The sequence below is a fragment of the Hahella sp. KA22 genome (assembly GCF_004135205.1).
Classification (GTDB): domain Bacteria; phylum Pseudomonadota; class Gammaproteobacteria; order Pseudomonadales; family Oleiphilaceae; genus Hahella.
The window spans coordinates 5,079,740-5,106,311 of record NZ_CP035490.1; the positions used below are offsets into that span (position 1 = coordinate 5,079,740).

A 26,572-nucleotide genomic window follows, 5' to 3' on the forward strand; every position below is an offset into this window, starting at 1 on the left:
GCAGGCCCGGCGCGCATGCGCGGCCGTCTTAGATATCTTTCAAAGTGCCTTTGGGCAACGCTGCGGTCACCGCCATTTTCTGCACTTTGATTTCCACTTTGTCAGCAATCTCAACTACCAGGAAGTCGTCCTTCACACGCACGATTTTTCCGGCAATGCCGCCGTTGACCAACACTTCGTCGTTCTTGTTCAAACCGCCCAGAAGCTCTCTGTGCTCTTTGGCCCGCTTGCTCTGGGGACGCCATACCAGAAAGTAAAAAATCAGCACGAAACCGCCGAGGAACAGGATCTGCATCACCGCACTCGGTCCTTGTGGACCCGGAGCCGGCTCAGCCGCAGCAATAGCAGGCATCAGCAGGGCGAACAGCGTGCCTAACAGCACATGTAGCTTACGCATAAGAAATAACTCCAAAATATGCTTATAACACTTTGACTAGGCTGGAATACCTTGCTCCTGCCTATGATAAAAGTCGGCGACGAAGTCGCACAATTTACTCCGTTCAATCGCATGACGCAAACCAGACATCAGGTTTTGGTAGTAGCGCAGATTATGAATAGTATTCAACTGCGCACCTAACATCTCGCCGCAACGGTCAAGGTGATGCAGGTAGCTGCGACTGAAATTGCGACAGGTATAACAGTCGCAGTTTTCATCCAGGGGACGTGTGTCCGCCCGGTACCGGCTGTTGCGCAATTTGAGCACTCCAAATGAAGTAAACAAGTGCGCGTTGCGCGCATTCCGGGTCGGCATGACGCAGTCGAACATGTCCACTCCGCGCAACACCGCTTCCACAATATCCTCCGGCTTGCCCACGCCCATCAAATACCTGGGCTTATCTTCAGGCATCGCAGGAGGCAGGTAATCCAGCACCTTTATCATTTCATCCTTGGGCTCTCCTACCGACAATCCGCCGATAGCGTAGCCGTCGAAGCCGATTTCGGTCAGCCCCGCCAGCGATTCTTCCCTTAAATGGGGATACATTCCGCCTTGTACAATACCAAACAATGCAGAAGGGCTATTTCCGTGCGCCAGTTTGCTTCTTTTAGCCCAGCGCAGGGACAAGCGCATGGAATCCGCCGCTTCTTTTTCAGTGGCGGGATAAGGCGTACATTCGTCGAAAATCATGACAATATCGGAACCCAGGTCGCGCTGGACCTGCATTGAACGCTCCGGGTCCATGAATATGGGCGAACCGTCGATGGGCGATTTGAATTTCACGCCTTCTTCCGTAATTTTGCGCAGATCCCCCAGGCTGAAAACCTGAAAGCCCCCCGAGTCCGTCAGAATAGGACCATCCCACTGCATAAAGTCATGCAGATCACCATGCTGACGAATGATTTCCGTACCCGGACGCAACATCAAATGGAAAGTATTGCCGAGAATAATGTGTGCGCCGATATCTTTAATATCCCGGGGCGTCATACTTTTTACGGTGCCGTAGGTGCCCACCGGCATAAAGGCGGGAGTCTCCACCACGCCCCGTGGGAATTTCAGCCTACCACGACGGGCTTTGCCGTCGGCATTGTCGATTTCGAACTGCATGTGGCAAGTACGCGACAAGGTTGTTCTCCTACTCAGATCTGACAGTAATTCTTAACTTGTTAAGGCGTCTGCGCGCCCAGACTGACGACGATGCAGAAACATGGCGTCGCCATAGCTGAAAAAGCGATAGCGTTGCTCGATCGCCTCTTGGTAGGCGGCCAGGATATGCTCTCTACCGGCGAAGGCCGACACCAGCATCAATAGTGTGGACTTGGGCAAGTGAAAATTGGTCACCAATGCGTCAATGGTGACAAAATCATATCCAGGATAGATGAATATACTGGTGTCGCCCGCATAAGGTTCAATAGCCCCGGATCGACTCGCCGTTTCCAGCGCCCTGACGGCGGTGGTGCCCACTGCGATGACGCGCCCACCTGCGGCCTTCACCTTGCGAACCTGTTCGCACACATCCGCGGAGACCTCCAGATACTCTGAATGCATCTGATGATCCTGCACCACATCCACCCGCACAGGTTGAAACGTGCCCGCGCCGACATGCAAGGTGACAAATGCAGTTTCGACGCCCTTTTGCGCCAGCGCCTGCAAAAGCGACTCGTCAAAATGCAAGCCGGCGGTGGGGGCCGCCACCGCACCCGGCTGGCGACTATATACAGTTTGATAACGCTCACGATCGCTCAAGTCATCTTCACGATCTATATAAGGAGGCAACGGCATGTGCCCGCAAGCTTCTAATAATTCGCTGACGCTCCCGCCTTCGCTTACCCGCAGACGAAACAGATCGCCTTCCCGCTCCACCATGGTCAGTACATAATTATCGTCTATAAGGATATCGACGCCAGGCTTGGGTGCTTTACTGGCTCTGACGTGAGCGAGTATTTCTGTCATGGACACGACTCGTTCAACCATCACTTCGACTTTGCCGCCGCTGCGTTTTTGACCAAATAAACGAGCCGGGATAACGCGGGTATCGTTGAAAACCAACAAATCCCCAGGATTGATCATACCCAGCAGATCCTTGAAGCCGCGATGGTTTATTTCTCCGGTATCCGCATCCAGACACAATAAACGGCTGGAGGAGCGCTCAGCCAGCGGGCGCCGGGCGATTAACTCCGGCGGCAGATCAAAATCAAAATCGTCAACGCGCATCAAGGAATTCTGCTTCAGTTTTGGGGGCGCATAGGTTAGCGGAAATGCCCGCCACTCGCCAGCTTCGAGCATTTTTATAGCGCTGAATCAGAACAATGTAAAAAAGTAGTTAACAAAAACTGTTGACGGGCAAACAAAAGTCCGTATAATCGCCGCCCAAGTTAGCCGCTCACGGGCTGACGTGGTTGCCGGGATGGCGGAACTGGTAGACGCGCACGACTCAAACTCGTGTTCCTTCGGGAGTGAGAGTTCGATTCTCTCTCCCGGCACCAACTTTCTTCTCTTATCTAATTCCTTTCTACTTTATCCTTATTAAATTTTCTTCACGCCAAGCGTTTTCAGCACCTTTTCTACTGATTTTCTCCACATGTCTGTATCGCGCTGATGATCACTTCTGTATGCGAGCTATTGGGCCTGCCCTGCTCTGCAAAGTAACGAATATCGTCCAAGGTCAGATCCTTGTCGACCCGCTCAACAACGCAAGAGCAATAATTCGCCACGGCTTCCGTCCCTTCGCCTTGACCGCTGTGCGCACTGAGACAGCCATTGGACATATTGGAAATATAGTTCTTTTTCATTTCCTGCCATGGCGGCGCTGCGCCATCTATGGCGATAGCGGATGCGGCGCCGCTGCAAAGAAATACACTACATAACGCCAATGAAGAAATTATTCTCATAGTGAAGCCTCTTTAACTGCGATCAACCCTGACTATAAGAATAGACGTGTTTGCGGAGCGTGGCGGCGATTCATTGGATCGCCGCCACGCTTAGAGCAGATCGAACAGCGACAGGCTGGTGACCCGGGAATAGGATTGTTGGGCGGCCTGCAGGACAAAGTTTTGCAAGGTGAGATTGCTCACCGCTTCCGCGTAATCCAGATCCTGCAGCTCGGATAACACTTCTTTGGTCAACACCTCAACATCTTCCTGCAGTTGCTTGGTGTCATCAATAGTGTTCAAGCGGGCGCCAAGTCGCGACCGCGTCTCCAGTAATTTGGTTTCCGCATTGGTGAAATTCGCCAGGGTGGAATCCAGCAGATCGGTCAATGTCTGGCGGCCCGCGGGGGTATCCTGATAATCCTCCAGTCCCGCCGCCAGGCGCTCCACCGTAGTCAGAAGGCCCTGCTTCTCTGACGACTGCACAAAGAAGGTGTCGCCAGGTTGAGGCGAGCCGATAATTTCAAACTGCACACCTTGTACTTGAATAGGTTGTCCCGTAGCGAAACGTTGATTATTCAAAATGGGCTTACCGTCAGAGCGCTGCACGATAGAATAGTTCGGCGCAGGCGGAACCACATCTGCCTCGTTATTAAACACAACAACCATATCTTCAGGATAAAAAGCGTCATAGAGCTCTTGATCGATCATCTGCCCCTGGGTAATGATCGCTGGCGGTTCCGCCGTATTACGAGGGCTCGCCTGAGTATAAAAAGTGTTGTTAGCGCTTTTGATATTGACGAACACCTCTTTGCCGTTGTCTCCCGCCGCCACGGAGACATTCGCGTCGATTTGCATGAACCGACGCCCTTCATCGCCTACATACTTATATGAACCCGCAGCATTCAGCTGAAATGGCTCCTGCTTACCTTGAAACCCCGCAAAGATATACTCCCCGCTGGGATCTTTAGTATTCAGCATACCAACCAACTGGCTGAGCCGTTGCCGCACTTCCGCTGCAATAAATGTTTTATCATCGGCATTCTGAGAGCCGTCACCCGCCTGCACTGTCAATTCACGCAAACGTTGTATCACTTCACTGACGCCACCCAGGAGACCGTCTTCCAGGCTCAGACGATTTTCCGCCAGATTGATGTTGCTCTTGTATTGATCGATCAACGACAGCTGTTGGTTTATCTGCAGGATGCGCGTGGACGCCACCGGATCATCCGCTGGCGTCAGTACGCGACGCCCGCTGGAGATCTGCAGCTGGGTTTTCTGCAACTGGCCGGTCACATCAAGGATGTTGTCCAGACCGCGATTAAACAGTTGTTGGGTTGAAATACGCATGGTCACATCCTCGGGTTATCCATCAGGCGAAAGTGTTCAACAACGTGTCAAACAACTGTCGGGCGATGGACACCACTTGCGCAGACGCATTGTAGGCCGCCTGATACTGAATCAGACGACCCGCCTCTTCATCCAGACTGACGCCGGAAACTTCCTGCCAGCGATTTTCCGACTGCCGCAGCAGTGACTGAGCCGACTCCGTGTCCAGTTGCGCCTGACTGGCGGTGGAGCCGACCACTTCGACTAACTGGGAATAAGCCTCATTGTAAGTGCTGACATTGCCGCCAATGGTTCCCACCGTTTCCAGCCCCGCCATTTTTAATGCATTACGGTTATCGGAAACGCCATTTTCGTTGTACTCAATAGTGAAAGTATCCCCTTGGCTGGGCGTACCAGTAATATTGGCCTGGTAGCCCCGGAACGAACTCTGCGCCACTGGCGCAGGCAAGAATATGTTGTTGTTATCCGCGTTCAAGCGCACACCGTCATCCAGCTGCACATCCACGAATCCGCCAACGCTGACGCCACTGCCGCCGGCAATGGTGGTGGCGACAGTGTCATTGGCGGTGGCGATGTCCACAGAATCTGTCGCATCGCCTGTCACCTCAACGGTAATGTCCTTGCCGGTGAGTGCGCGAACGGTCAAGGTGCCGCCGTCGCTCCAGGCGACGATACCGGCATCTTGAAGGTTGGAATTGTTGTTGATTAGATCCACGTAATCATCCGGTGTAAATGAGCCTCCGCTTGGCAACGTCAACACCTCACCGTTAATGGTCAATCCCGGCGCCACACCGCCGCCGTCATCCACAAAATTGGAAAGCTCCACTTCTGTATAGGCGAGAGCGGACACGCCGTTGCGACTGTTCAAGGCCGAGGCGATTTCCTCTGCGCTGGCGTTGGCGGCGATATTAAGCGGCGCCTGCGTCGTGACAATGCCTGTCTCCGGATCGCGATTTTTAAGCGTCACTGTCTGCGCTCCATAGCCGTTCGCGTAGGGTCCAGGCGACGCCACTGGCGCCGGAACCTGGGCGACGGTTACGCCCTCGGCGCTGACCGCGGTTTGTCCTTCGTCTGCAGTAAAAATAGCGTTGGACACGCCCGTGATATATTTCTGATTATTCAATGGCGGATCGAGAGGAACCGGATTACCCGGATCGCTATTATCCAAAACCTCATAATAGGTGTCGGTGATAAAACGGATCAGTATCGGCGGCGTCAGTTCGCCAGGAACCGCAAACGTTGGCAAGATAGCATCGTTAGAGCTGCGCTTGACCGCCAGCAGTTCGCCAGGACTGATCACCGCATTCCCCACGTTGCCCAAGTCCGCTTCAGTGCGAATTGGCGACGCCAGTGCGATCTCCTCTACTCGGCTCACCGACATATCAATGTCTCTGGCGCCGTAACGAGTAGGCGTCACCAAAAAGCTGTCGCCGGTTTGAAAGCTGCCTGATTCAAAGTTAATCCTCAACCCGTCGAACTCAAAGGTGGCTGGAAACAGGCCAGGCAACCGCCCGCGAGTAACCGTCGCTCCACTCAACGCATCCACCACCAGAATGTCGTTATCGGAAGGTCCGGTGAACTGTATTTGATAATCTTTAGTGGTCAATACGGATGTGTCGATAATTTCCACGCTGATGTCGCGATCATTGGGCAGCGCATTGCCTTCATTCGCTGTGACCCGCTGGCGTGCGTTGTTTTCGGAATTGATGTCTTCAAAGAATGTGCCGCCGAGCCGGTTTTCAAGGTCCATGCCCAGCTGATGCTGTTCATTGATCGTATCCGCCATCACCACCGCAATTCGGCCCATTGCGTTAAATGAGGGTTGTAGAATCTGATCGCGAAACAGCAGTATGCCGCCTAGCTCACCGCCGGTTATCTCTGAAGTAATAATATTGGTTCCAGTGCCGCCGCTTTCCGTCAGCGCCACTTCCTGATGGGTTGGATCGGTTTCGCTGACCTGCAATCCCAACGAGTTGGCGTGAGAGCCGATCACCAGAGACTGGCCTTTGCCCACCAGAACATTGAGCTGGCCATCGGTCTGCTCCACAACAGTCACCGACACAATTTCCGACAACTCGCGAATCAACTGATCACGCTTATCCAGCAAGTCGTTGACGTCTTTACCCTGCGCCGAACCGCGAGCGGACACTATGGCCTGGTTCACCTGGGCGATGCCGCTGGCCAGACTGTTGGCCTCCGTAATCAAAGCGCGCATATCCTGGTCTATATTGCTTTGCTGCGACGCCAGGCGGTTATAAAGCACATTAAAGCGATTGATCAGACCTTCCGCCTGAGTCAGCACCAGCTGCCGTTCAGGTATGGATGCAGGATCATCCGCAGCGCCCTGCAACGCCTGAAAGAAAGCGCTCATACCGGGAGACAGTCCAGTGGTGGGGTCCGCCAGCAGGCTGTCGATCTGGCTCACATTAGCGCGGATCTTATCTATTTCACTGAACATGGAAGTATCTGAACGCAACTGGGAGACCAGAAACTGGTTCGTCATGCGGGAAATATCCGCAACCCCGACCCCCGTGCCCAAATATCCCGCCCCGATATACTGGGACGGCGTCGCCTCGAATTCCACCCGCTGACGACTATAGCCCTCGGTGTTGGCGTTGGAGACGTTGTTGCCGGTAGTGGCCAGCGCGGTCTGGCTGGCTTTGAGTCCGGTGAGTCCTATGTTGATGACGTTAGTGCTCATGACAGGAGTCCTCAGCCTTGATCATCCGAGCGGACGCTTTGTAGATACGCCCCGTTCATGATGCGCTGAATCTTCGACGCATAATTGGGATCGGTGGCGTACCCGGCTTTTTGCAGTTCCCGCAGGTACTCTTCCGGCTCCGCCACCTGCTTCAACGCCTGTTGATAGCGGGGCTGCTCCTGCAAGAAGTTGAGATAATCCGTAAAGCTTTCTTCATAGGAGCCATAAACGCGGAACGGCGCCCGCTCTTTCACCATGCTCCCTTCCCGGTATTCAGTGGTCGTTATCCAGGCGACAGGCCCTTTCCAGCGCTGGTCCGCTTTAATGCCGAACAGGTTGTAACTGGGTTCGCCCTCCTCGGTAAGAATCATGCGCCGCCCCCACCCGGTTTCCAGGGCGGATTGCGCCAGCAGAACGCCCGGCTCAACACCCAATCCAGCGGAAGCCTTACGCGCCGACGCCAGCAGGCTGTTAACGAAATGTTGAGGACTCTCAAAGGCAGCAGGCGCAGCCTCTTTCTGGAGATCTCCCTCTTCACCGAGGGTTACTTGCGATGCCTGCGCCGCCGCAATGGCGTCCTTCACCTCGGAATCCACAAACGCGGAGCGCGACATTTGCTCTGAGTAATAAGCCACCTGCTCCAGGGCCTGAGTCTCCTCTTCCGTCAGCTCCGGCGCCTGCGCGAGATTTTCTTCCGCCTGCGCATAGTTCAGCGGCGTCGCCTCCAACGAGCGCGGGTATTCGTTAATGTCTTTGTAGCCGCCTTTTTTCGGCTCGCTGCTTTCTCTGGCCAATAGTTGTTTGGTCAGCGCATCCGCCAATCCAAAACTCTTATGTTTGGACAAGGTCAGACTCAACTGATGATCGAACATATCCTGATAAATACCGGAGGCGGAATCGTGAAATGGATTGCCTTGTTCAAATACCGCGTTGACCTGACGCATGGATTTCAGCATCAGGTTGACCATGATGGACTCAAACTGCTTCGACACCGCACTGATCGCCTCCGACTTGTCCATGCTGGGCGATTTCAGTCGCTGCAGCGCGTTCAGGTCGGTATAGACATGAGCCTGGTCGAGGGCGCGATTGTTGATGGTCATACGCTTGCCTTAAAACACTATTGCCGTGTTAGATCACGATCAGTTCCGCTTTCAGCGCGCCGGCCTGCTTCAGGGCCTCCAGCACCGCCATCACATCCCCTGGCGCCGCCCCGACCTGATTCACCGCACGCACAATTTCATTCAGCGTCGCCGCAGGCCCGAACTTAAACATATGGCTGGGCTGCTGCTCTACATTCACATCTGTCTGGGGCACAACGACCGTATCTCCTCCCGCCAGCGCATTAGGTTGACTGACGCCGAAGTCCTCGGTGATGGTGACAGTCAGATTGCCGTGGGTCACCGCCGCCGGCAGCACCTTCACATTCTGCCCTACCACAATGGTGCCGGTGCGGGAATTGATCACCACCTTGGCGGCCTCTTGCCCGGGCTCTACCTCCAGATTTTCCAAAATAGACAGGAACCCAACCCGCTGCGACGCCTCCCGTGGCGCCATCACTCGAATGCTGGCGGCGTCCATTGCCTGCGCCAACCCGGGGCCCAGCAGGTCATTGATGCGATCCTGCACGCGCTTGGCGGTAGTGAAGTCCGGCGAGCTCAAATTCAGCGTTAAAGTATCGCCGTGGCCGAAACCGCTGGGCACAGCGCGCTCGACCGTGGCGCCGTTAGGAATACGCCCTACACTGGGGACATTCACCGTGATGCTGGAGCCATCCGCGCCGCCGGCGCCAAACCCGCCCACCACCAGATTGCCCTGGGCGACTGCATAGGTTTTACCATCAGCGCCTTTCAGGCTGGTCATCAGCAAACTGCCGCCACGCAGGCTCTTCGCGTTGCCGACGGAAGAAACGGTGATATCGATTTTCTGACCTGGTTTAGAAAAAGCCGGCAGATCCGCATGCACGGACACCGCCGCCACGTTTTTCAGTTTCGGATCAGTCCCCGTCGGAATCGAGATGCCGAAACGATTCATCATGTTGCGAAACGTCTGATCCGTAAATGGAGCCTTATCGCCGGTGCCATCCAGCCCCACCACCAGACCGTACCCCACGATCTGGTTGCTGCGCACGCCTTCCACGCTAGCAATGTCTTTTATCCTTTCCGCGCCAGCCATAGTTGCGAAACATAACAGGCCAAACGCAAACAGCGCCCGCCATGCCGGCGACAGAGAACGGATCGCTTTGGTTTTGTCGGATACTTCATGCATAGTCAGATACCGCTAGTTAAGGACGGAGGACTTCGTTTCGAAATCAGGCGTTATAAAGGAAACCATTCGCTATTGAAGAAACGCTGCAGCCAGCCGGCGCGATTCACATCGCCAAAGGCGCCTGTGCCGCTATAGGCGAAACGGGCGTCGGCAATTTTGCTCGACAAGATCGTGTTATCCACGCTGATGTCCTGAGGACGCACCAGCCCGCTAAGCCGAATGTATTCGTCACCCTCCGTCAGCGTCAGCCATTTTTCACCGCGAATCCGCAAGACACCGTTGGGCAGTACATCCGAAATAGTGACGCTGATATTACCGGTCAGACTGTTGCTTTGATCCGCATCCGCCGATCCGGAGAAGTCCCGGGTAAAGCTAGGGTCGGTCAACAAACTGAGGTTATGCGCGGACACCGCAGTGCCCAGAATCGTCGCCTCGTTAAAGGAGTTTTCAGAGTCTTTCTTTAGAGACGAGCCCGTACTCTTTGAAGACTGTGTGCTTTCCTGCAGCACCACCGTCAATACATCGCCCACCTGATGGGCCGTGCGATCGCCGTACAGAGAGAAGCTTTGCGCACTGGAATAGATGGAACCATCTACCGGCGCCGGCTGCATCAGCGTCTGCGGAGGCACTGGCGCAAAAGCGGGGTCACCCGGACGCACCTGTTCACGGCTGATCGGACTGCAACCACTCAGCAAGGTAAACATGATTAGTGAGATCAGCGTTAGAGTTTTCACGCCTGGCCCTCCCCGATTAACTCGACAACTCATTAATTAAAGATTCTGGGTGATGTACTGCAGCATCTGGTCCGCAGTGGTCACCACTTTTGCGTTCATTTCGTAGGCGCGCTGAGTGGTGATCATGTTCACCATTTCCTCAACGATCTCTACGTTGGAAGTTTCCACCATGCCCTGCTCCACGGTGCCCAAGCCCGCCAATCCGGGCGTGCCTTCCTGAGGATCGCCACTGGCGGCGGTCTCCCTGAACAGGTTGTTGCCGATCGCCTCCAGCCCGGCCGGGTTGATGAAGTCCACCGTATTGATGTTGCCAATCTGAGTCGGCGTAGCGGTGCCCGCCACAGTGACGCTGACCACGCCATCGGTGCTGATGGTCAGGTGCAAAGCGCCGTCCGGCACGGTGATGCCAGGTTCAAGAGGGAAGCCATTGGCGGTCACCACGTCGCCGTCGGAGTTCAAGTGAAACTGGCCGTCCCGGGTATAAGAGATCGTGCCGTCCGGCATCAGAATCTGAAAGAAGCCCCGGCCATTAATGGCGATATCCAGCGGCTGTTCAGTGACTTCCAGATTGCCTTCGCTAAAGACTTTCTGAGTGCCGACCACGCGCACCCCTGTCCCCAGTTGCAGCCCGGAAGGCAACTGCGTGTCTTGGGAGCTCTGGCCGCCCGGCTGCCGCTTGATCTGATACAGCAGATCCTGGAATACGGCGCGATCACGCTTGAAGCCGGTCGTATTAACGTTCGCCAGGTTATTGGAAATGGTTTTTAGAGCAGTATCCTGGGCCGCGAGCCCGGTTTTACTCACCCACAACGCACCATGCATGACAAATTCTCCTATGCAGGTCGGACAACACAATAAATGGGTTTCAACCTATACCCGGATAAACTCCGGGCCGCATGGCGGGAAATTGCCGCTCATGCGGGATTACTAGGAAATTTGCAATAAGCGTGCCGCAGCTTCGGAATTATCATCCGCAGCGCGCATTACTTTGACTTGAAGTTCGAATTGGCGGGATAGAGAGAGGATTTCCGTCATTTCTTCGACGGCATTGACATTAGAAGACTCAAGGTAGCCAGACTCCAGGCGCACGAGACCGTCTGGAAGCGCCGGACCGGGAGCGTCCGGTTTCAGGTGAATCAGGCCATCGACGCCTTTTTCAAGATTTTCAGCGGGAGGATTAACCAGGCGAATACGGTCCACTTCCTGTATTTCATCTGGATTGCCGCCCAGGGGCACGATAGAAATCGTGCCGTCCCCGCCAATATTAAGCTTGGCCGCGGGCGGCACGGCGATAGGTCCGCCGTTGCCGAGCACCGGCAATCCCGAGCCGGTGCGCAGCATGCCATTCACATCCAGCAGCAACTCCCCTTCCCGGGTATAAGCTTCGCCGCCGTCCGGCGCCTGCACCGCAATCCAGCCCTTACCAGCGACGGCGACATCCAGGTCGCGCCCGGTCTGCATCATAGATCCCATTTCGAAGTCCGTCGCCGGTCTCTCCGTCATGGCGTAGGCGCGGCTGGGGTAATGTTCGCCGAATACCGGCATGCTGCGCGCCTGCATGAAATCAGACTTGAAGCCAGTGGTATTGGCGTTAGCCAGATTGTTGGCGTGGCCGCGCTGAGACAACATGTTCTGCTTGGCCCCGCTCATGGCGATGTATAAGGCTTTATCCATGACTACCTCTCGAATTCCACCTGATCGCGTTGTAGGTCTTTCTCACTCTTTCACCCATCCATTAACGCAGGTTGATGATGGTCTGAGTGATGGCGTTAGCAGTTTCTATGGTTTTCGCATTGGCCTGATAGTTACGCTGGGCGATGATCAATCCCACCAACTGCTCGGACAAATCCACGTTGGAATCTTCCAAAGAGCTGGAGCGAATAGCCCCCAGAGACGCTGTGCCAGGAGCTCCAATCACAGGGTTGCCGGAGTTGAAGGTCTCCACCCAGGTGGTTTCTCCAACCGGCGCCAACCCTTGAATATCGTTGAAGTTCGCCAATGCGACCTGCCCCAGCACCTTGGACTCACCGTTGGTGTAACGGGCGAAAACCACTCCCCCATCATCCACGTCTAAGCCAATCAGACGCCCAGTGGTGAATCCATTTTGCTGCAAATCGTTGACCGCAAACGCGCTGCCATACTGAGTCGTCGTGCCAAGATCTATAAAGAAGTTGGAGCTGGTGGGGGGATCAGGAACCGGCAAGGTTCCGCCATCCGCCACATTCAGCGGCCCTTCCGCGCCGTTTGGCGTACCATCCGGCGCCAGCGGCGTCCAGTTGGAAATCAGCACATCGTCAGACAGCACTTCATTGAGCGAACCATCCTGATCGAACACCAGACTGTAGGAAGCGCGAGTAGGCGTACCACCGGTCACCAGCGGGTCGCCTATGTCCTGCCCATCGATCAACGCATACATGGTCCACAGGTTATCTGGCGTGGTCGCCGTTTGCGGCTCTTTCACGAAAAACGTAGTCAGTACGTGGGAGTTGCCCAAGCTGTCGTAAATCGTTGTGGATGTCGCATGGTTGTAGGTGTTTTCATCCGCCGGGTCGAACACGTTATTGACGAAAGGCGTGCCGGTAAAGGTGGCGAACAGATCGGTTGCGCCACTGGCCACGGAAACGCCGTCCTGAATGGTCAGGTTGACGCTGCCGCCTACGACCACGTCCGTCAAAGCCGTGCTCAGGGTTTGTGATGTGGCCGCCGCATCGTTGCCCTGCACCTCAAACTGGTCGCCAGCGGCGCCATTAAAACTGAAGCTGAGGTCATTGCCGCGGTTATCGATAACCACCAGATCCGTACCGTCCAACACCGCGCGCACGCCAATCAAGGAGGAGGATGAATTGATGGCGTCGCCAAGGTCAGTCAAGTTGGTGTAGCCATCGAACAGCACACCGTTGATAAACACCTGCATAGTGCCTGAGGCGTTATTGAAACCCGCCGCCGTAATCGTAGCGCGAGTGCTGGCGGCGGCGTCTATGTTGTCCACATTATTGAACAAAGCCGCTATTTCATTTGCGGAACTATTCGCTGGAATAGTTACCGTTGACGTTGAACCGTCAGCCTGAGTCACAGTAATCGTTTGAGCAGCGTAGCCATTAGCGCCATTAGTGCCAGTGGCGGTAGCGTCCACCGCCCGCCCTATCAGCAGGCCGTCTGAAGACAGTGAGTCGCCGCGCTCAAGCAATATTGGCTGAGACGCGTCCAGGTTCAGATTAGCGTCCACTCGTGTAGTTCTGTCCGGCGCCAGACTGGTGTCGTCTATTATCAGATCTCCCAGCACCCCGCTGACGACGCCACTGTCATTGGCGACAAACCCCTGCAGGTGCATACCGGAGCTGTTCACCACATAGCCTTCTTTGTCGATACCGAAAGCGCCGGCGCGACTGTAGCGACGATCGCCGCTGGTAGTATCGAGAATAAAGAAACCTTCGCCGTTAATGGCGAGGTCCAGTCCATTCTCAGTAAAGGAGAGATTGCCCTGCGCAAATTCCTGCCGCACCTTTTGCACCCTCACGCCATCCCCCACCGGGTTGGAGCCCAGGCTCAAAAAGCTGTTGGCGTAAAGATCGCCAAATTCCGCACGGGACCGCTTAAAGCCGGTGGTGCTGGCGTTGGCGATATTGTTGCCGGTCACCTCCAGGTCGACCGACGCTGCTCTGATTCCTGTTAACGCGATATTAAACGGCATACCACACCTCGCACATGCTAACTGATCTGTTTGATATCGCTTAATCCGACCGAGCCCAGCCCGTTCAGATTTAATGTGACGCTGCCGTCACGCGCGATTGATACACTATCCACATTGGCCGCCAGATAAGAGCTGACTTGCATCTGCTCTCCACTGTAGCGGGCCCTTGCGACCACTTCATACCGCCCCGCCGGCAAAGTTTCGCCGTTGCTGTTTTTGCCGTCCCAGCTGAACTTGACGTCGCCGCCGGGCTGGTATCCTTTATCAATTGTCGTGATGAGCTCGCCGGCCTCGTTATAGACGCTAATGGCCAGTTGCGAGGTGCCCGCAGGCAGTTCCACCACCCCATTAATAGATCCATCCGCACTCTTGATGGCGCTTTCCATCGGCGCCAGCACATCACGACCCACCATCGCCGACGCCTGCAAGGCCTGCGCGCTGCGAAACTGTGAGGCCATGGTGTCCACGGTCGAATTCAATGATTGAATGCCTTCCACCGAGCTGAATTGCGCCAACTGTGCGACAAACGCCGTGTTGTCCTGGGGATCGAGCGGACTCTGGTTATTTAACTGGGCGATCATCAGATCCATGAATTCGTTTTTACCCAGTTCGTTTTTCCTGTTGGCGGAATTCTGCTGAAGCGCGTACTGACTCAGCGCATCGCTAGTCTTATTGGTCGTATTGATATCGCTCATCACGCTGTCCTCACGAAAAGTTCATCACTGACCAATAGTCAGCAGGCGCTGCATCATGGTTTTCGCTGAATTCAGCACTTCCACGTTGGTCTGGAAGCTGCGGGAAGCGGACATCATATCCGCCATTTCCTCCACCACATTCACGTTGGGATAAAACACATAACCGTCCGCATCCGCCATGGGGTGGTCCGGCTGGTAACGACGCTCCAGAGATGCATCGCTTTCCACAATGGCTCGCACTTCCACGCCTCGGGAGGCGTCATCGTGGACCGAAGGAGGAATCGCCGCGTTAAGCGCATCCTGATGCACCGCCGCAAAAATCGGCTTGCGCGCGCGATAAGTCTGATCGATGCTGGAGCTGGCGGTGTCCGCGTTGGCCAGGTTGCTGGCGGTGGTGTTCAGTCGCACTGATTGCGCGGTCATACCGGAGCCGGCAATGTCGAAAATGCTATTGATCCCCATGGTTATTCTCCTTTAATCGCGCTGACAATGCCTTTCAGGCGGCTATTAAGGAATTCAAAGCTGGCCTGAAAATCCAGCGCATTCTTAGAGTACTGCACGATTTCCGTCTGCGTATCCACCGTGTTGCCGTCAATCGAAGGCTGCAGCGGCTGGCGGTAAAGCAGAGCCCCTTCCGCCGGTGTTTCTATCGCCATGTGGGCATCGTGAGTAGTGACCACTTCCAGTGAGTCCTCCATACTTTTGGCTTGTTTGAGCACGGCTTTAAAATCGATATCCCGGGCGCGGAACCCAGGGGTGTCCGCATTGGCTATGTTGTTCGCCAGCACTTCCGCCCGTCTGGCGCGGACGTTCAGCGCTTGCTCATGGATACCCAGCGCTTTGTCGAATGATATGGCCATCTAACACCTCTGCAGTTGCCTGACTGCGACAATCATCATTTGCGTCAATGTCAGCAAGTCCCGCGCCAGTTATTTTTTTGTTTTATTTTTCAGTTAGATAGTATTTTCAGGCAGGCGGAAGGCGGCAAAGGGATACCGCCCAGAAGGAAAGCGCGTCCACACCAAGCGGCAAGAGGAAAACCATCGCCACCGGAAAGGTCGAACAGGACGATAGATATGCAGAAGAGATTTGGGGAAAAGCGACGTCGATAAAGACAGGCAACGTCGCAGGAAATATCAGCTCGCTTCGCCAGTGAAGAAACTAACGCGCTCTTCAAAAGCAGGCGGTTCGGGAACTTTCTTCTCTTTGCTGGCCGGCGTCCCTACATACAGATAACCCACCACATGTTCGTTGGAGGCCAAACCAAGACGCTGTTTGACGCGCTCATCGTAGGCCACCCATCCGGTGCGCCACATGGCGCCATAGCCCAGTTCCTCCAGCCCCAGCATTAACGCATAGGCGCTGCAGCCGGCGGAAATCAACTGTTCCGACTCCGGCGCCTTGGGATGCTCCTGGACAGTAGCGACCACGACAATCACCATCGGCGCGCGACTGGGCGCTTTGGCCAGCTTTTGCCTGGCCGCATCGTCCTGACCATCCTGCTCCGCAGTTTCGCAGTATATGCGTCCCAAAGCGTCGAGCCCTTCCCCTTCCACAATAATCAGACGGCATGGCCGTAAGCGGGCATGGTCCGGCGCGCGCATGATAACCGGATACAGTTGTCGCAATTGTGCATGGCTCGGCGCCGGCGCCTGCAACAAAGGGGTGGAGGTTCGATTTGCAAGAATGTCTAATACCGCCATGGCGTTATACGTGGCTCCTGTTGTTTATTCGCGTGACCGCCGGTCAGGCCAATAAGAGACCAGCGACTGATTCGGTTCAGATTATAAATAGGAATGATTCTTAAATATATGCAATTGGCCGTCGAAAAATACTTGTCCTATCGCGCCACATTGCCTGCCTTTTACGCCAACTCAAAAGGTTAAAGATTGTCTAACGACAGACAAAACCGTCCCACAGATTGTCCGACAACCCCATTACTGCTAACCTTAACGCGATCGTAGCGCTGGTGGACTATACTACCAGAAGAGGGCGGCAGTTATGGCGGATGGTTTACGCCGGTCCAACGGCTTTTTGCATGGCAATCCCGCATTCACCCAATGCGTCGCGCTACGCCTGTTGAACAGGCGCCTCCCGCTTTCCACCCGGAAAACCTTCTATTCCTGTCCTTTTTAGGGTATATCCGTGCGAGGACAGGACGTTTTTATTGATAACAGCAAACCGGCGAGCCGCATTGCCATTCCCATGAGCTCGCAGGGACTTTTGGTTAGGTTGAAAAATATGCTGACGGGACAATACCGGTATTCGCGGTTATGACACAAATGATGCCGATACCTCCACATCTCGCCAATACGCCGCACTCCCCGACTCAGGTGACCATCCCGCCCATGCCGGACTATAACGCCCGGGTGCTCGGCTATCTGGTATGCGCCGCCATCATCGTCGCCGGCATTCTGGAGGGGCATTTCGACGAATACCTTATCTGGATCATTCCCGGCGCCATGCTATGGCCGCATATTCTGTATTTCGCTCTGCGCTTCTTCGATAAACAGAAGAACACCAAGGTCCGCCAGGGCATGATGGTGGTGGATGGTTTTCTATGCGGCGTGATTCTGGTGCTCATCAAATTCAGCGTCACACCCACTCTGTTTTTCCTGCTGATGCTGAACTTCAGCTTTATTATCGTTGGCGGCATGAAAAGCTGGCTCTACGGCAACATCGCCTTTCTCGCCGGCTTTACCGTAGCGTCCATTTATTTTGGTTTAAGTTTTGCGCCAGCCACCCCTATGGTGGTCAGCATTATCGGCGGCGTCACCTGTTCGCTGTATGTCGGCGTTACCGCGTATTACACGCACCAACAGGCCCGCGCCCTGGTGCAGGCGAAGTCACAGATCCAGTTTCAGCGTGAGCAATCCATCGCCCTGTCTCATAAGCTGGCCAAATACCTGTCGCCGCAGGTATGGCAATCCATCTTCACCGGCGAGCGCGACGTTCGTCTGGAAACCCAGCGTAAGCGGCTGGCGGTGTTTTTCTCCGACATCAAAGGATTCACCGAACTGGCGGAGGAGATGGAGCCGGAAAGCCTGACTGAGCTGCTCAACACCTACTTTAACGAGATGTCTCAGATCGCCCTTAAATACGGTGGCACCATCGACAAATTCGTCGGCGACAGCATCATGATTTTCTTCGGCGATCCCAGTAGCCGCGGCGCCAAGGAAGACACCTGCGCCTGCGTCATGATGGCGATCGAAATGCGCAAACACATGAAAATTCTGCGGCAGAAATGGCGTAGTCAGGGCGTGCGCACACCACTGGAAATTCGCATGGGCATTAGCACCGGTTACTGCACCGTGGGCAACTTCGGCGCGGAAAACCGTATGGATTACACCATCATAGGCAAAGAAGTGAACCTCGCCAGCCGTCTCGAATCCATGGCGGCGCCCGGAGAAATTCTGGTATCCTACGAAACCTTCGCGCTGATCAAAGACACCATCATGTGCCGGGATAAGGGCGAAATTACGGTGAAGGGCTTCGCCAAGCCAGTGCCGATTTACTCCGTCGTGGATTTACGCCGCGACATCGGCGGCAATCAGAGTTTTATCGAACATGAAACCGAAGGATTCGCCATGTACCTGGACGCAGGCAAGGTCAGCGCCCAGGCCAAAGAGCGCATACTGAAATCCCTCGAAAGCGCTGCGGAAAAGTTGCGCAACTAACCACGCCCTTCAACCAAGTTACACAGTCGATTGCAGATAAGCATCGCGCATTTCATTGCGCCGGAAACGCTGGGATGTGCGACATGGGAACATTTCAGTACACGGAGGTTGGCTTCGCCATGATCTAACCAAGTCGCGTCATCCCTCGACGCGCACCCCGCCCCAATTGCATTCACGCAGGCTCAATATATGCCGACGCGATTGCGCGCAATTTTTCGCCTTTCAAAATCAGGTTCTATATGTCTCACAAGAAAACGCTACTCAGCGTCTCTCTGCTTATTTTTCTGGGCGCACTGGAGAAAACCATTGTCACCACGCCTCTTCCCGTTATCGGGACCGAACTCAACGCCATGAACGATATCGCCTGGGTCGTCACCGCCTACCTGCTGACAGCCACTAGCGTCATTCCAATCTGCGGCAAGTTGAGCGATCTGTTCGGTCGGCTCAAAGTGATCATCGTCAGTCTGGGGATCTTCTCCATTGGATCGCTGCTATGCGCTCTCGCCAACGATATGCAGTCGCTCATACTCGTCCGCGCCCTGCAGGGCGTCGGTGGCGGCGCCCTGATTTCACTGGCGTTCGTGGTGATTTCAGACGTCATTCCAGCGCGGGAGATCGGCCGCTATCAGGGCTATATCTCCGCCATCTATGTGGTTTCCAATATCGCCGGACCGGTATTCGGCAGCCTGTTGACGGAACACTTGAGCTGGCGCTGGATCTTCGCGATCAATATCCCCCTGGCCTTATTGGCGGCTTTTATCGCCATAAGAAGCATCAAAGATAAAGTCGTCAAACGTGAGGACAGGTTCAATTGGGGCGGCTCGCTGCTATTGGTGTCCTCCACCACCTTGCTTATCTTGTTGCTCAGCGAAGACCTCAGCTTACCGCACGCCTTTTCTCTCGTTGGGGCCTTATTTATCGCCGGAGCCTGGACGTATTTGCTCACGGACAAAAAGCGCTCTGTCGTCCCGCGCCATCTGTTCAAGCTTCCCAACTACGCCGCCTGCATCCTGACGATGGGCGTATGCCAGATCCTGATGACAGCGGCGTTAATTTACTTCCCGTTGCAAATGCAAGTACAGAATGGCGTCAGCCTGACCCTCAGCGGCTACAGCATGCTGCTGTTCACTCTCGGGGTATGCGTCAGCGCCTATTTCTCAGGTAAACACATCGCGGCGACAGGGGTTTACAAGACGCACATCCTAGTGGGCTTCATACTGATCGCCGTCGCTTTCTTCCTGATGTTAATGAAGATAGCGTTCGTGTCGCTGTTTCCAATAATTGGATTGGGAATCGGCTTCACCTTGCCAGGAGTGACCTGCGCAGTACAAAACGTGTTGCCCGCCGCGGACAGAGGCGTCGGCATTTCCTTCTTCGGATACGTGCGGGAGTTAAGCGGCGCCGCTGGCGTGGTGGTCTGCTCCAGCCTGTATCGCGACGGCGGCTCCTTACAAGCGGCCTACAGCGCTTTCGGCGTGATATATCTCGCCATGTGCTTATTCGCCAGTCTGGCGTTTATCATTGTGGCGGGGTTTATCACCGAGAAAGAGCTGATGACCCAAGTGGCGGAATAGCATCGCCGAAAAGCCAGTGACAATCAGTGGTAAATGGAATTGGCGGCCGCGCCAGACACACCTGAGCGCGGCTTTTCAATGGAAAGGACGAGGCGAAGCCTGAGCTACTGTCGCGGCAACTTGAAATTATCCGCCGCCAACGGATAGTTGGAGCGCAATGGGTTGATGTCCAGGCCGCCGCGTCGGGTGTAACGCGCGTACACCGCCAGTTTTTCCGGCTGATATCGTTGCATCAGCGTCAGATAGACCGACTCCACACAATGCTCATGGAAATCCTGATGCGAACGCATGGAGACGATGTACTTCAATAGCGCCGCCTTATCCAAGGGCTTACCGCGATAGTGAATATACAGTGTCGCCCAATCCGGTTGCCCGGTGACCGGACAATTGCTCTTCAGCAAATCCGAACTCAGCGTCTCCTCCACGATGTCGTCGCCCACAGGATCAGGCAGTAGCGAGGCGTCGGGGGTATACACCTCCACCTCTATGTCCAGACCGTCCAGGTTTTCCGCCGCCTGCCAGAATGAGAGCTCATCACGCCAGTCGCTCGCCGACAGCAACGTCACCGACACCTCGCCTTCCGCCGCCGCAGACAGGTCTTTCTGCATCAGCGCCTGCACTTCTTCACGGGAAGCGAAGCGGCTTTGGTTGAACGAGTTCAGATACAGCTTGAAAGACTTGGATTCAATGATATTAAGGCTGTCACAGCGAATGCGAAAAACGCCAAGCGCCACTTCCGGCTTGCCTTTGCTGTTGAGCCAGGACAGCTCATAGCCGTTCCATAAATCTTCGCCAACAAAATCCGGCGCTCCACTCAAACCCAAAGTCCCCCGGGACTTAGCGCGGGGAATCGGGGTCAACCAGGACGGAGAGTATTCCTCAGGGTATTCCGTCGCCTTCCCCAGATGCGTATGTTTTTCCAGTTCCACAATTACTTCTCCAAACCGGTTAGGTGCGTATGCCAACGCCTTTGTTCAACAAGCGCATGCTAAAGCTGAACAACGCAACGATAAATAAGAGAATCATGCCGTAGGCCGCGCCCAGATTGATATCGCTAACGCCCAGCAGGCCATAACGAAAGGCGTTGATCATATACAGAATTGGGTTGATCAATGACACATTCTGCCAGAACTCCGGTAGTAACGTGATGGAGTAAAAGACGCCGCCCAAATAAGTCAGCGGCGTCAGAATAAAAGTCGGCACAATAGAGATGTCGTCAAACTTGTTGGCGTAGACTGCATTAATAAAGCCGCCCAGTGAGAACAGCACCGCCGTCATGAACACCACGCTGACCACCACCGGCACGCTGTGTATCTGCAAGTCGGTAAAATACAGAGAAATCGCCGTCACAATGACGCCCACCGCCAGACCCCGAGCGACGCCGCCGCCGACGTACCCCAGCAGAATGACGTAATTCGGTACAGGAGCCACCAGCAGTTCTTCAATGCTGTGTTGAAACTTCATGCCGAAAAATGAAGACACCACGTTAGCGTAGGAGTTAGTGATGACCGACATCATGATCAATCCGGGCACAATGAAATCCATGTAGGAATATCCGCCCATTTCTCCAATTCTCGGCCCGATAAGGTTGCCGAAAATCACGAAATACAGCGTCATGGTGATCGCCGGCGGCAGCAATGTCTGCGACCAAATACGGGTGAAGCGGCGCACTTCTTTAATCAGGATGGTGTTAAAGGCGATCATAATCGCGCTGTTCATGCCTGCGCCTCCTCTGCTTTCGCCGTACTGCCTGTCTCGTTCTTATCCTCGTTGACCATGCGGATAAACAGCTCTTCCAAACGGTTGGTTTTCGTACGCATGCTGCTCACCTTCACCCCTAACTGGTCCAGCTGCTGGAACACTTCGTTCAGGCTACGCTGTTTGTCCACGTCCACTTCCAACATACCGTCGGCGGTAAGACGAGTACCGTAGCCCTCCAGATGTGGGGCCTCTTGCAAACGACAAGTCAGATCAAGCACAAAGGTTTCCTGATTGAGCTTATTCAACAGGTCGCGCTTATTGGTGTTTTCCAGAATCCGGCCACGATCGATGATAGCGATGTTGCGGCACAACGCTTCCGCCTCTTCCAGATAATGAGTGGTCAGAATAATCGTGCGACCTTCGTTGTTGACGTTGGTGAGAAAGGTCCACATGCTGCGTCGCAGCTCAATGTCCACGCCAGCGGTCGGTTCATCGAGAATAATCAGTCGCGGCTCATGCACCAGCGCACGTGCGATCATCAGACGCCGTTTCATACCGCCGGACAACATGCGCGCCTGTTGATCCTTCTTATCCCAAAGCCCCAGCTCACGCAGATATTTTTCCGCATTGTCTTTGGATGCTTTGGCGGGGATACCGTAATACCCCGCCTGAGTGACGAGGATATCGAATACTTTTTCGAACTGATTAAAGTTGAATTCCTGAGGCACAACGCCCAGTTGCAGTTTCGCTTTGACCAGATCCTTATCAAGATCGTGACCAAAGATGGAGACAGAGCCGGATGTCTTGTTCACCAGTGAAGATACGATGCCAAGAGTGGTGGACTTGCCGGCGCCGTTAGGGCCCAGCAGCGCAAAGAAGTCGCCCTCCTCCACATCCAAGTTGATGCCTTTCAAGGCCTCGAAACCGTTACCGTATATTTTTCTTAAATCGCGAATAGCCAGTGCGGTAGACATAATTCTTTCTGATTCCTGCGGCCAGTGTGAGAGCGTCAGGCATAAGGGGCGCGCCAGCGGCCTGATTTACGGGAAGACTGTATAGATTGCGTCGCCGCCCGTTTTTTTCAATGAAAAAGACGGAATTAATCGTCCATTTCCCTGAAAACTGCGATGGGCTTCCTTTTTAGCGCCCGCCCACTCTTTATAATCTGCGTCAATAAGCGCCTGGATTAAGGGCGCAGCAGCGACCACGCACACAACCTGTTGTTTGCAGACACAATAAAGGGACGCTATTGATCTGCAGAATAAATAATAAACAAAAAGGAAAGTATCAATGATGAAACGGCCGTTAAGAGCCATGACCCTGACGTTCGCCGCCGTGTTGGCGGGTTGCGGCGGCGGAGGCGAATCCAGCGACGACAGAGCGACCGCCTACCTTGGCTCTCCCGGCGTGGCGGGCCTTAACTATCGCACCGCAAGCCAGTCCGGCGTTACCGGCGATCATGGCGAGTTCAGATACTACCCTGGTGAAACTGTCACCTTCTTCGTCGGCGACGTAGTGCTGGCGCAGGACATTCCCATCAAGCGCTTCATGACTCCCATCGACTTTGACCCGACCTGGGAGCAGACCATCTATCCCGGCGCAGAGGTCGGCGGTCTCAGCACTCATAAAGAACAGGAAAAACAGGTTCTCAACGCGGAGTCCAATATCGCCGTCAATACAGCGCGCTTCCTGGTTTCCATCGACTTCGATTCCGACACGGAAAACGGCATTCAGGTTCGCGACTCCACCCGCGCAACGATTGAAAGCTCAGTCAATGCAGCCGGTGTAGACTTTACTATCGATCCAGCTGACTTCGGCAACCTGGACGACCTCCCCGAAAGCCCAGAAAACCTCCTTGTGGCGGAGCTGTGTCTGCGTGAAGTTTGCTCCGACCTGACGCCGCTGGAGACAATCGCCGCCGCCTCAGTGGGCGTGAATTGGGTCAATACGCTAAGCACTAACATCTTTTTAAGGGAAGGCGGACATATCTTCCTGGAAAGCGAACACATTGAGGCCAACGCTGGCGACACGCGCACTTTCACCGTACAAATCCGGCTGATTGATATTTCCGTAGGACTGGCGGACCTGGAAGTAAAAACAGTAGATGAACTGCCGGATTCTGACGGCGAAATTCCAGACCCGCCCCGTTCCGTCATCGCAATCGTTCCCGACCCCGCGCCGGAAAGCAGGGAGTTCAGTTTTATGATTACGGGAGAATCGGGAGAGGAAACAGAAATTGTGGTGAATATGCGTCTGGATGGCGACTATCGCTGGTATCAGAAGGTGATGCGGGTAACGCTGCTGTAGCGTCAACCGCATCACGCTCAATCATCCCATGAAGTGACGCAGGCTCCAGCGGCTGTTGGCGCCGGTCACCTGAAAGCGAGAGGCGTCGATGCCATAGGCTCCGCTGGGTAGACTGTGGGTGATGTGAAGATAGCTGTCTTCATTACCCTGTTTGATGTTAAACGCCATCAAATCCACCACCTTGGCGGTGCGCAGCGGCGCTTTGTCTTCGTCCAACAGCACCATCACGGTCGGCCATAATTTCCTTTCCATGTTGTGCTGAATGACCACGCCCACTTCGCGATTGCTCAATTCGACAGTGGCCCCGGTCGGATAGATGCCGACGCATTGAATGAATTTTTCCACCAGATCTTCCTGGAATTCAATATTGCGGGAATGGTAAAGCGCCGTCACCGCTTGCAGCGAGGTCATCGCTTCCGCCCCTGCGCGCGGCTCCAGCATTTCCTGATAATGGTCGACCAGTCCTGCTATCTTGGCCAGCAAAGGAATTTTGTCGCCAGTCACCCCTTGCGGGAAGCCAGAACCGTTGTGGCGTTCGCGATGGTATTCCACCACGCTGACCACTCTTGGCGAAATAGTGGGGTCCGACTTGAGAATCGCCACGCTCATATCCACATATCCTTTGTAGCGCTGATACTGGGCGGCGTCCAGAAACTTGGCGCTTTGCAGCAGCTCCTGCGGCATTTTCGCCTTACCTACCTGGCTCAACAACAGGCCAGTGGCTAAATCTTTGAGGTAACTTCTGGACAGTCCGAGCTGACGTCCAAACACCAATCCCCAAATGCTGGCGGCCACGGAATGTGAGTAAGCGTACTCATCCCGCCTTCTGACACGGGACAACCAAAGCATGGCGTCGGGGTTGCGAATAACGCTCTCCACCATCATGGCGGCGACTTCTTCAGTCTCGACAATATCCGGCGCCTGCCCTAAGCAAACATTGGCGAAAACGCGATCCAACGCCTGATTCACCCGATGCGTCAGCTTTTCCGCTTCTTTTACTTCATGCTTCAGCGTACTTTGGCGCTCGTATTTGGCGGGGCGACGGATTTTAATAGGAGGAAGGGTTAGACGATGCTCTTCAACGGATTTACCGGAAGACAATGAGCCTAATCTGAACAGCAACTCTTCTTTGCCGCTGTTCTCCATTTTTTCATACTCGGTACGCGTCAACGGCCGGTCGATGTATACCGAACGACAAAAGGACTGCAGTGCGCGAATATCATCCGCGCTGCGAATATAAAAACCCTGAATAGGAAACGGTGTTTGATGCCATGGACGATCTAAATCCGCAACAAACATCCCGATTTGTAGTTCACTTACCGCTATTTGTGTCTTCTTGGCGGCCATAGATACAACCTCATAGAGCATCTGCTCTAAGCTCCACTACGACATGATGACTATATTTCCCGCAATGACGGAAAGAAGCCACTGCATTCGGTAGGCTTTCGGTTACAAAAAAATTAAGTTTTCTTACGCTTTGTACAAATATAGACAAGTTCTCACGGATATTGCGGAGGTTGTCACACTTCTTCAGGCATCGCCGTGAAATCAATCCGTTATGCAGACAGTTTCCGAAAGCGCTGGGGGCCTGTCTTCCGACCCGCCGGCTTCCGCCCGCTTGACCGACACTATATAAGGAACGGAAGAGGCTTTGATATAGTCCAGATTACCGGGACCATCATCCGTTTTCACTATTGTCCGCGCCGGCCAACAAGAAACCTGCAATTGCATAACGCGCCCCAGGTCGGCGATCTGGCTTGCTCCGCTTTCATCTGTGATCGCCCCGCATAAGGTCGTCGAGTCAACTAAAGCTTTCCCTTCTAACGACAGATCCTGTCCTGGCTCTCCACACCAAACCACGCCGGACTCTTGATGCGCGCGACAGGCGTCGCCGCCCTGCCCCGGCTCCATAAAGAGCAGCTCACGATCACTGCATTGGGTGCGGAGCGTAACGGGAGTTACAGCGGACACCTCTCCACTAACGCTTTCCGTCGTCCGCCAGGAAATTAAAAACTCCCGTTCCTCCCCTGCGGAATTCTCTGCGACGAAACGACCGTAATGGGAATATTCCGTGGCGCACCCGCCAAGCGCGCCTGATAAAAGAAGGAGCAACAGTATGCGCTCGATAGGGGGACGAATGGTCATGACTTTCTCCAGTGTGGTTCAGGCTGTTGTTATTATTCTGCTATTTATTCTTGCTTCTCTTACTTCTTCTGAGGAACCTCTGAACACTACCTGCGTCGCCCTTGCGGCCTCACCAATGTTTTTCAGTGGTTACCTAACTCTTCTTATTTGCCCTGCTTGCAGGTCTTCCACCAACCAGTCGAAAAGCTGATGGGGTGTTTTAGATCAAACCAACATTGATTTCATCAAGGCGTCTTGGCGACTGCTCGCTCCAAAAAATAACGGCTCAGCCGCCGTTAAGCGCTTGTTCTTGCACGCAAAGCAGTTCGATTTTCCACACCTGAGGGGAGATTTCAAATAGCGGGTCCGATTTATGCGGGCTTGACACTGTTACAAAATTACTGAGAATTATTTTCATTATATTTACTTTTATTTGTTGGGAACTCT

General features: G+C 54.3%; 24 protein-coding genes and 1 tRNA gene. 4 read left to right on the plus strand and 21 right to left on the minus strand.

Annotated elements, in window-relative coordinates; all coding sequences use genetic code 11:
- Window positions 1-28 precede the first annotated feature (28 nt).
- From yajC to queA, 3 genes are all read right to left on the minus strand, one after another.
- The gene (gene yajC / locus EUZ85_RS22410; protein ID WP_206618153.1) at window positions 29-352 is read right to left on the minus strand and encodes a preprotein translocase subunit YajC; all 324 of its coding nucleotides are present in this window, start codon (window positions 350-352) and stop codon (window positions 29-31) included.
- A gap of 81 nt (window positions 353-433) precedes the next feature.
- Window positions 434-1,543, minus strand: a complete 1,110-nt coding sequence (tgt, locus tag EUZ85_RS22415; protein ID WP_127974542.1) for a tRNA guanosine(34) transglycosylase Tgt — start codon at window positions 1,541-1,543, stop codon at window positions 434-436.
- A 51-nt stretch (window positions 1,544-1,594) separates the two neighbouring features.
- Entirely contained in the window at window positions 1,595-2,650 is a 1,056-nt protein-coding gene (gene queA / locus EUZ85_RS22420) for a tRNA preQ1(34) S-adenosylmethionine ribosyltransferase-isomerase QueA (protein ID WP_127972118.1), read from the minus strand.
- Between the two features lie 187 nt (window positions 2,651-2,837).
- Between queA and EUZ85_RS22425 the strand changes: the two genes are divergently transcribed.
- Window positions 2,838-2,922, plus strand: a tRNA-Leu gene (locus EUZ85_RS22425).
- A 78-nt stretch (window positions 2,923-3,000) separates the two neighbouring features.
- On the opposite strand, the gene EUZ85_RS22430 is transcribed toward EUZ85_RS22425, so the two are convergent.
- The 13 genes from EUZ85_RS22430 to EUZ85_RS22490 form a co-directional block, all read right to left on the minus strand.
- Complete coding sequence (locus EUZ85_RS22430; RefSeq protein ID WP_127972120.1) at window positions 3,001-3,327, minus strand: hypothetical protein; 327 nt, start codon at window positions 3,325-3,327, stop codon at window positions 3,001-3,003.
- Window positions 3,328-3,417: 90 nt separating this feature from the next.
- The gene (gene flgL / locus EUZ85_RS22435; RefSeq protein WP_127972122.1) at window positions 3,418-4,656 is read right to left on the minus strand and encodes a flagellar hook-associated protein FlgL; all 1,239 of its coding nucleotides are present in this window, start codon (window positions 4,654-4,656) and stop codon (window positions 3,418-3,420) included.
- Window positions 4,657-4,678: 22 nt separating this feature from the next.
- On the minus strand, window positions 4,679-7,357 hold the full coding sequence (gene flgK, locus EUZ85_RS22440) for a flagellar hook-associated protein FlgK (RefSeq protein ID WP_127972124.1): 2,679 nt from the start codon (window positions 7,355-7,357) through the stop codon (window positions 4,679-4,681).
- Between the two features lie 11 nt (window positions 7,358-7,368).
- Window positions 7,369-8,457, minus strand: a complete 1,089-nt coding sequence (flgJ, locus tag EUZ85_RS22445) for a flagellar assembly peptidoglycan hydrolase FlgJ (RefSeq protein WP_127972126.1) — start codon at window positions 8,455-8,457, stop codon at window positions 7,369-7,371.
- 28 nt (window positions 8,458-8,485) lie between these two features.
- On the minus strand, window positions 8,486-9,622 hold the full coding sequence (locus tag EUZ85_RS22450) for a flagellar basal body P-ring protein FlgI (protein WP_127972128.1): 1,137 nt from the start codon (window positions 9,620-9,622) through the stop codon (window positions 8,486-8,488).
- Window positions 9,623-9,672: 50 nt separating this feature from the next.
- Window positions 9,673-10,356, minus strand: coding sequence for a flagellar basal body L-ring protein FlgH (flgH, locus tag EUZ85_RS22455; protein WP_127972130.1), 684 nt, complete (start codon window positions 10,354-10,356; stop codon window positions 9,673-9,675).
- Between the two features lie 36 nt (window positions 10,357-10,392).
- On the minus strand, window positions 10,393-11,178 hold the full coding sequence (gene flgG, locus EUZ85_RS22460; RefSeq protein ID WP_127972132.1) for a flagellar basal-body rod protein FlgG: 786 nt from the start codon (window positions 11,176-11,178) through the stop codon (window positions 10,393-10,395).
- 105 nt (window positions 11,179-11,283) lie between these two features.
- A complete protein-coding gene (gene flgF, locus EUZ85_RS22465) occupies window positions 11,284-12,030 on the minus strand; it encodes a flagellar basal-body rod protein FlgF (protein WP_127972134.1) in 747 nt (248 codons plus the stop codon).
- 61 nt (window positions 12,031-12,091) lie between these two features.
- Entirely contained in the window at window positions 12,092-14,047 is a 1,956-nt protein-coding gene (locus EUZ85_RS22470; RefSeq protein WP_127972136.1) for a flagellar hook protein FlgE, read from the minus strand.
- Window positions 14,048-14,064: 17 nt separating this feature from the next.
- Window positions 14,065-14,742, minus strand: a complete 678-nt coding sequence (locus EUZ85_RS22475) for a flagellar hook assembly protein FlgD (protein WP_127972138.1) — start codon at window positions 14,740-14,742, stop codon at window positions 14,065-14,067.
- A 24-nt stretch (window positions 14,743-14,766) separates the two neighbouring features.
- Window positions 14,767-15,204, minus strand: coding sequence for a flagellar basal body rod protein FlgC (flgC, locus tag EUZ85_RS22480; protein WP_127972140.1), 438 nt, complete (start codon window positions 15,202-15,204; stop codon window positions 14,767-14,769).
- Window positions 15,205-15,206: 2 nt separating this feature from the next.
- Window positions 15,207-15,602, minus strand: coding sequence for a flagellar basal body rod protein FlgB (gene flgB / locus EUZ85_RS22485; RefSeq protein ID WP_127972142.1), 396 nt, complete (start codon window positions 15,600-15,602; stop codon window positions 15,207-15,209).
- 276 nt (window positions 15,603-15,878) lie between these two features.
- Complete coding sequence (locus tag EUZ85_RS22490) at window positions 15,879-16,445, minus strand: nitroreductase family protein (RefSeq protein ID WP_127972144.1); 567 nt, start codon at window positions 16,443-16,445, stop codon at window positions 15,879-15,881.
- Window positions 16,446-17,015: 570 nt separating this feature from the next.
- On the opposite strand from EUZ85_RS22490, the gene EUZ85_RS22495 reads away from it, so the two are divergent.
- Window positions 17,016-18,419 (plus strand): adenylate/guanylate cyclase domain-containing protein, encoded by a 1,404-nt coding sequence (locus EUZ85_RS22495; RefSeq protein ID WP_241566831.1) that lies wholly within the window; start codon window positions 17,016-17,018, stop codon window positions 18,417-18,419.
- Window positions 18,420-18,658: 239 nt separating this feature from the next.
- Window positions 18,659-19,993, plus strand: a complete 1,335-nt coding sequence (locus EUZ85_RS22500; RefSeq protein WP_127972146.1) for an MDR family MFS transporter — start codon at window positions 18,659-18,661, stop codon at window positions 19,991-19,993.
- 104 nt (window positions 19,994-20,097) lie between these two features.
- Here the strand turns inward: EUZ85_RS22500 and queF are convergent, their stop codons facing one another.
- Genes queF through EUZ85_RS22515 form a run of 3 tightly spaced genes read right to left on the minus strand, consistent with a single transcriptional unit; the run spans window position 20,098 to window position 22,668 of the window.
- A complete protein-coding gene (gene queF, locus EUZ85_RS22505) occupies window positions 20,098-20,922 on the minus strand; it encodes an NADPH-dependent 7-cyano-7-deazaguanine reductase QueF (protein ID WP_127972148.1) in 825 nt (274 codons plus the stop codon).
- A 19-nt stretch (window positions 20,923-20,941) separates the two neighbouring features.
- Window positions 20,942-21,712 carry an ABC transporter permease gene (locus tag EUZ85_RS22510; RefSeq protein WP_127972150.1) on the minus strand — a complete coding sequence of 257 codons (771 nt, stop codon included), beginning with the start codon at window positions 21,710-21,712 and terminating at the stop codon, window positions 20,942-20,944.
- Window positions 21,709-22,668 (minus strand): ABC transporter ATP-binding protein, encoded by a 960-nt coding sequence (locus EUZ85_RS22515; protein ID WP_127972152.1) that lies wholly within the window; start codon window positions 22,666-22,668, stop codon window positions 21,709-21,711. Before EUZ85_RS22515 ends, EUZ85_RS22510 begins: the two co-directional genes overlap by 4 nt.
- 316 nt (window positions 22,669-22,984) lie before the next feature.
- On the opposite strand from EUZ85_RS22515, the gene EUZ85_RS22520 reads away from it, so the two are divergent.
- The gene (locus tag EUZ85_RS22520) at window positions 22,985-24,001 is read left to right on the plus strand and encodes a hypothetical protein (RefSeq protein WP_127972154.1); all 1,017 of its coding nucleotides are present in this window, start codon (window positions 22,985-22,987) and stop codon (window positions 23,999-24,001) included.
- Between the two features lie 21 nt (window positions 24,002-24,022).
- Here EUZ85_RS22520 and EUZ85_RS22525 read toward each other — a convergent pair whose 3' ends face one another.
- Both EUZ85_RS22525 and EUZ85_RS22530 read right to left on the minus strand, forming a co-directional pair.
- Window positions 24,023-25,348, minus strand: a complete 1,326-nt coding sequence (locus tag EUZ85_RS22525) for an HD-GYP domain-containing protein (protein ID WP_127972156.1) — start codon at window positions 25,346-25,348, stop codon at window positions 24,023-24,025.
- A gap of 201 nt (window positions 25,349-25,549) precedes the next feature.
- A complete protein-coding gene (locus tag EUZ85_RS22530) occupies window positions 25,550-26,146 on the minus strand; it encodes a hypothetical protein (RefSeq protein ID WP_127972158.1) in 597 nt (198 codons plus the stop codon).
- Window positions 26,147-26,572: the final 426 nt, after the last annotated feature.

Bases quoted from the DNA above. Each gene is read 5' to 3' on its own strand.
- yajC (WP_206618153.1), bottom strand. From the start codon at position 352: ATGCCTGCTATTGCTGCGGCTGAGCCGGCTCCGGGTCCACAAGGACCG.
- tgt (WP_127974542.1), bottom strand. From the start codon at position 1,543: ATGCAGTTCGAAATCGACAATGCCGACGGCAAAGCCCGTCGTGGTAGG.
- queA (WP_127972118.1), bottom strand. From the start codon at position 2,650: ATGCGCGTTGACGATTTTGATTTTGATCTGCCGCCGGAGTTAATCGCC.
- EUZ85_RS22430 (WP_127972120.1), bottom strand. From the start codon at position 3,327: ATGAGAATAATTTCTTCATTGGCGTTATGTAGTGTATTTCTTTGCAGC.
- flgL (WP_127972122.1), bottom strand. From the start codon at position 4,656: ATGCGTATTTCAACCCAACAACTGTTTAATCGCGGTCTGGACAACATC.
- flgK (WP_127972124.1), bottom strand. From the start codon at position 7,357: ATGAGCACTAACGTCATCAACATAGGACTCACCGGACTCAAAGCCAGC.
- flgJ (WP_127972126.1), bottom strand. From the start codon at position 8,457: ATGACCATCAACAATCGCGCCCTCGACCAGGCTCATGTCTATACCGAC.
- EUZ85_RS22450 (WP_127972128.1), bottom strand. From the start codon at position 9,622: ATGCATGAAGTATCCGACAAAACCAAAGCGATCCGTTCTCTGTCGCCG.
- flgG (WP_127972132.1), bottom strand. From the start codon at position 11,178: ATGCATGGTGCGTTGTGGGTGAGTAAAACCGGGCTCGCGGCCCAGGAT.
- flgF (WP_127972134.1), bottom strand. From the start codon at position 12,030: ATGGATAAAGCCTTATACATCGCCATGAGCGGGGCCAAGCAGAACATG.
- EUZ85_RS22470 (WP_127972136.1), bottom strand. From the start codon at position 14,047: ATGCCGTTTAATATCGCGTTAACAGGAATCAGAGCAGCGTCGGTCGAC.
- EUZ85_RS22475 (WP_127972138.1), bottom strand. From the start codon at position 14,742: ATGAGCGATATCAATACGACCAATAAGACTAGCGATGCGCTGAGTCAG.
- flgC (WP_127972140.1), bottom strand. From the start codon at position 15,204: ATGGGGATCAATAGCATTTTCGACATTGCCGGCTCCGGTATGACCGCG.
- flgB (WP_127972142.1), bottom strand. From the start codon at position 15,602: ATGGCCATATCATTCGACAAAGCGCTGGGTATCCATGAGCAAGCGCTG.
- EUZ85_RS22490 (WP_127972144.1), bottom strand. From the start codon at position 16,445: ATGGCGGTATTAGACATTCTTGCAAATCGAACCTCCACCCCTTTGTTG.
- EUZ85_RS22495 (WP_241566831.1), top strand. From the start codon at position 17,016: ATGACACAAATGATGCCGATACCTCCACATCTCGCCAATACGCCGCAC.
- EUZ85_RS22500 (WP_127972146.1), top strand. From the start codon at position 18,659: ATGTCTCACAAGAAAACGCTACTCAGCGTCTCTCTGCTTATTTTTCTG.
- EUZ85_RS22510 (WP_127972150.1), bottom strand. From the start codon at position 21,712: ATGAACAGCGCGATTATGATCGCCTTTAACACCATCCTGATTAAAGAA.
- EUZ85_RS22515 (WP_127972152.1), bottom strand. From the start codon at position 22,668: ATGTCTACCGCACTGGCTATTCGCGATTTAAGAAAAATATACGGTAAC.
- EUZ85_RS22520 (WP_127972154.1), top strand. From the start codon at position 22,985: ATGATGAAACGGCCGTTAAGAGCCATGACCCTGACGTTCGCCGCCGTG.
- EUZ85_RS22525 (WP_127972156.1), bottom strand. From the start codon at position 25,348: ATGGCCGCCAAGAAGACACAAATAGCGGTAAGTGAACTACAAATCGGG.
- EUZ85_RS22530 (WP_127972158.1), bottom strand. From the start codon at position 26,146: ATGACCATTCGTCCCCCTATCGAGCGCATACTGTTGCTCCTTCTTTTA.